2 protein-coding genes are annotated in these 3,122 nt (G+C 71.2%); both read left to right on the forward strand.

All coding sequences use genetic code 11. The annotated features are described in order from the left end of the window. Positions 1–88 precede the first annotated feature (88 nt). A complete protein-coding gene (locus KN815_RS41275; RefSeq protein WP_216346918.1) occupies positions 89–1,747 on the forward strand; it encodes a beta-N-acetylhexosaminidase in 1,659 nt (552 codons plus the stop codon). A gap of 340 nt (positions 1,748–2,087) precedes the next feature. Further along, a partial coding sequence (locus tag KN815_RS51730) for a DUF4328 domain-containing protein (RefSeq protein ID WP_216346919.1) occupies positions 2,088–3,122 on the forward strand: 1,035 nt, incomplete at its 3' end.

The following is a 3,122-nucleotide window of genomic DNA, read 5'->3' on the forward strand; positions in this document are numbered from 1 at the left end:
GGTGGACGGCATTCGGGGCGCAGGGTGTTTTTCGGCCCAAAAGCGGCCGAATGCCCGAAGTGGGGAGGGCCTAAGGAGGTACACCGCCATGGGATTGCCGCTCAGAGCCACCAAGGCGTCCTGCGTCCGCGGTCTCATCGCGGGTGCCGTCGCCACCTTCGTTCTGGCGGCCCTCGGCTGTCAGCAGACGGGCGGCGGCCAGGGCCAGGCCGGTACCCGTTCCTCACCGGCCCGTTCCTCGCCGGCGCACTCCGCACCTGCCACGACCGCCACCTCCGCGCGGTCCCCCGCCGCCTCGCCGCACGGAACGGCGGCCTCCGCCCCGCCCCGCACCATCCCCTCCGTCCGCGACTTCACCCCGGCCACGGGCCCCGGCTGGCGGCCCGGCAGCGGCAGCCGGGTGGTGGCCGACCTCAACGGCCCGCTCGCCGACGAGGCCCACATGATCGCCACGGAGCTGGGGCTGCGCACCGCCTCCGGCACCCCCCGCACCGGTGATCTCTCCCTCGCCATCGAGCCGAAGCAGAGCGGTGGCCGCGAGGCGTACACACTGACGGTCGGCGGCGGCCGCGCCCGGATCACCGGCCCCGCCGAGGCGGGCGTCTTCTACGGCACCCGCACCGTGAAACAGGCGCTGCGTTCCGGCGGACGCCTCCCCGAAGGCGTGATCCACGACCGGCCCGGCCGCGCCCAGCGCGGCCTCAACCTGGACATCGCGCGCAAGTTCTTCTCCGCCGGGTGGATCGAGGCCCGGATGCGCGAGATGGCCGACCTCAAGCTCAACCAACTGGCCCTGCACTTCTCCGACGACCAGGGCTTCCGCATCCAGAGCACCAGCCACCCCGAGATCGTCTCGGCCCAGCACCTCACCAAGGCCCAGGTCCGGGAGATCGTCGCGCTCGGGCAGCGGCTGCACATCACCGTCATCCCCGAGATCGACTCGCCGGGCCACCTCGGCGCCGTCATCAGGGCCCATCCGCGGCTCCAACTGCGCAACGCGGGCGGCACCACCTTCCAGGGCTCGGTGGACATCTCCAATCCGGCCTCGGCCCGCATCGTCGATCAGCTCATGCGCGAGTACGCCCCGCTCTTCCCCGGCCGCTGGTGGCATCTGGGCGCCGATGAGTACCTCGCGCTGACCGTCAAGGACCCCCAGGCGTCGTTCCCGAAGCTGGTGGCCGCCGCGAAGGCGAAGTACGGCCCCAACGCCCGGGTGCAGGACCTGGTCACCGGCTGGCTGAACGACCGGGCCCGGCTCGCCCGGCAGCTCGGCAAGCAGCCCAAGGCGTGGAACGACGGCTTCTTCGCCGGCGGCGTCGTCAAGCCCGACAAGGACATCGAGGTCGAGTACTGGACGGGACGGCTGAAGGAGACGGCACGGCCGCCGCTGGAGTATCTGAAGGAGGGCCGCAAGGTGGTCAACCTCAATGACTCGTATCTCTACTACGTCCTCGGCGAGCCCGGCGGCTTCACCTACCCGACCGGCGAACGTATTTACGAGAGCTGGTCCCCCGCGGTACTGCGCGGCTCCACGCCCGTCGCCGACAAGTCCCTGACCGGACCAAACCGGATCCTCGGCGCCCGTTTCGCCATCTGGGGTGACCGGCCCGACGCCCAGACGGCCGCACAGGTGGCCCAGGGCATCAGGCTGCCGCTCGCGGCACTGGCCCAGCGCGTGTGGAACCCCGGGAAGCCGCCGCTGAGCTGGTCCGACTTCACCCGGCTCGCCGAGCGGCTCGGGGTCTGAGCGCGGGGCCCGGGCGGGAGAAAAGGGGGAGGGAAGGCGGAGAGAAGAAGGAGAAAAGAAGGACGGTCGGGGCCGCCACCCCCCACAGGAGAGGCCCCGACCGTCGATCAGGGAGAGCCGTGAAAGGCTCGCACCCCTTACAGCGTCGCACGCCTCGATTGCGTCACACCTCCCCTTGCGCGAAACCGGGGACCTCACCCCGCGTCCAGGGTCCGTTCCGCTCTGGACGTGACCGGTCGGATGCCCGTAACGTGCAGGTCCGCGCTCTGGGCGCGGTCAGAGGCTTTATTTTCTCGCGTGGCCCGCAGCGGGTCACGTTCCCAGGGGGACTCAAAAGACCATGTATCCGTGTGGGAACTGCCGCGCTGTCGCCGTCGGCCCCGACGGGCGCTGTGCCGCATGCGGGACGTACCAGCAGCAGCTACAACAGCAGCCCTCCGCGCCGTCGCAGCAGCCGTCCGTCCCGCCGCAGATGGCGCAGATGCCGCCGGCGCCCGGCGGCTACCCGGCCGCCCCGCCCCTGGGCATGCCGACCGGCGGGGTCGATCTGCGGCGCGGGCTTTCCACCATGCTCGTCGCGCTCTTCGGCGTGGCGCTGCCGGCGCTCGTCTTCCTCTTCGTGGGGCGCTCCGGCCAGTACAGCGTGATCGGGGACATGCTGGACGCGGTCGAGGGCAAGTCCGTCTCCATCACCGAGCAGGACCTCAACGACGCCGACGACCTCTTCACCACCGCGCAGGTCATCTACTCGCTGCTCACCCTCGCGATCGCCGTGGTCTGGGTGATCTGGTTCCGGCGGCTGCGGCTGAACGCCGAGGTCTTCGCGCCCGGCCAGCACCGCTTCAGCAGCGGCTGGGCGGCCGGTTCCTGGTTCACCCCCGTCGTCAACTTCTGGTTCCCCAAGCAGATCGCCAACGACATCTGGCGCGCCAGCTCCCCGCAGGGGCCGCACGCCGTCAGCCGCGGTCTGCTCAACGGCTGGTGGGTCACCTGGATCGTCGCGCTGGTCACCAACGCCATCGGCGGCATCCGGTACAACCTGCTGCGGGGCAAGGTGGAGGGCGACGACTACGCCCCCTCTCGCTCCGAGGCGAAGAGCGATATCGAGAGCCTGCACTCCATCCTGGCCTTCGACATGTTCGCGATCGTGATCTTCATGGCCGCGGCGGTCCTCGCGCTGCTGCTGGTCCGGCAGATCACCGCGATGCAGGAGCAGCGCGCCTCGCTGGCGCCGCAGATGGGCGGCCCGGCTCCGTATGGCATGCCGACGCAGAACCCGTACGGCGCCCCGGCGCCCGGACCCGCCCCGTACGGCACGCCGGCCCCCGGGCCCGGCTCGTACGGCACGCCGGCCCCCGGGCCCGGCTCGTACGGC

Origin of the sequence: Streptomyces niphimycinicus, from assembly GCF_018883605.1 — a bacterium.
Lineage (GTDB): Bacteria > Actinomycetota > Actinomycetes > Streptomycetales > Streptomycetaceae > Streptomyces > Streptomyces niphimycinicus.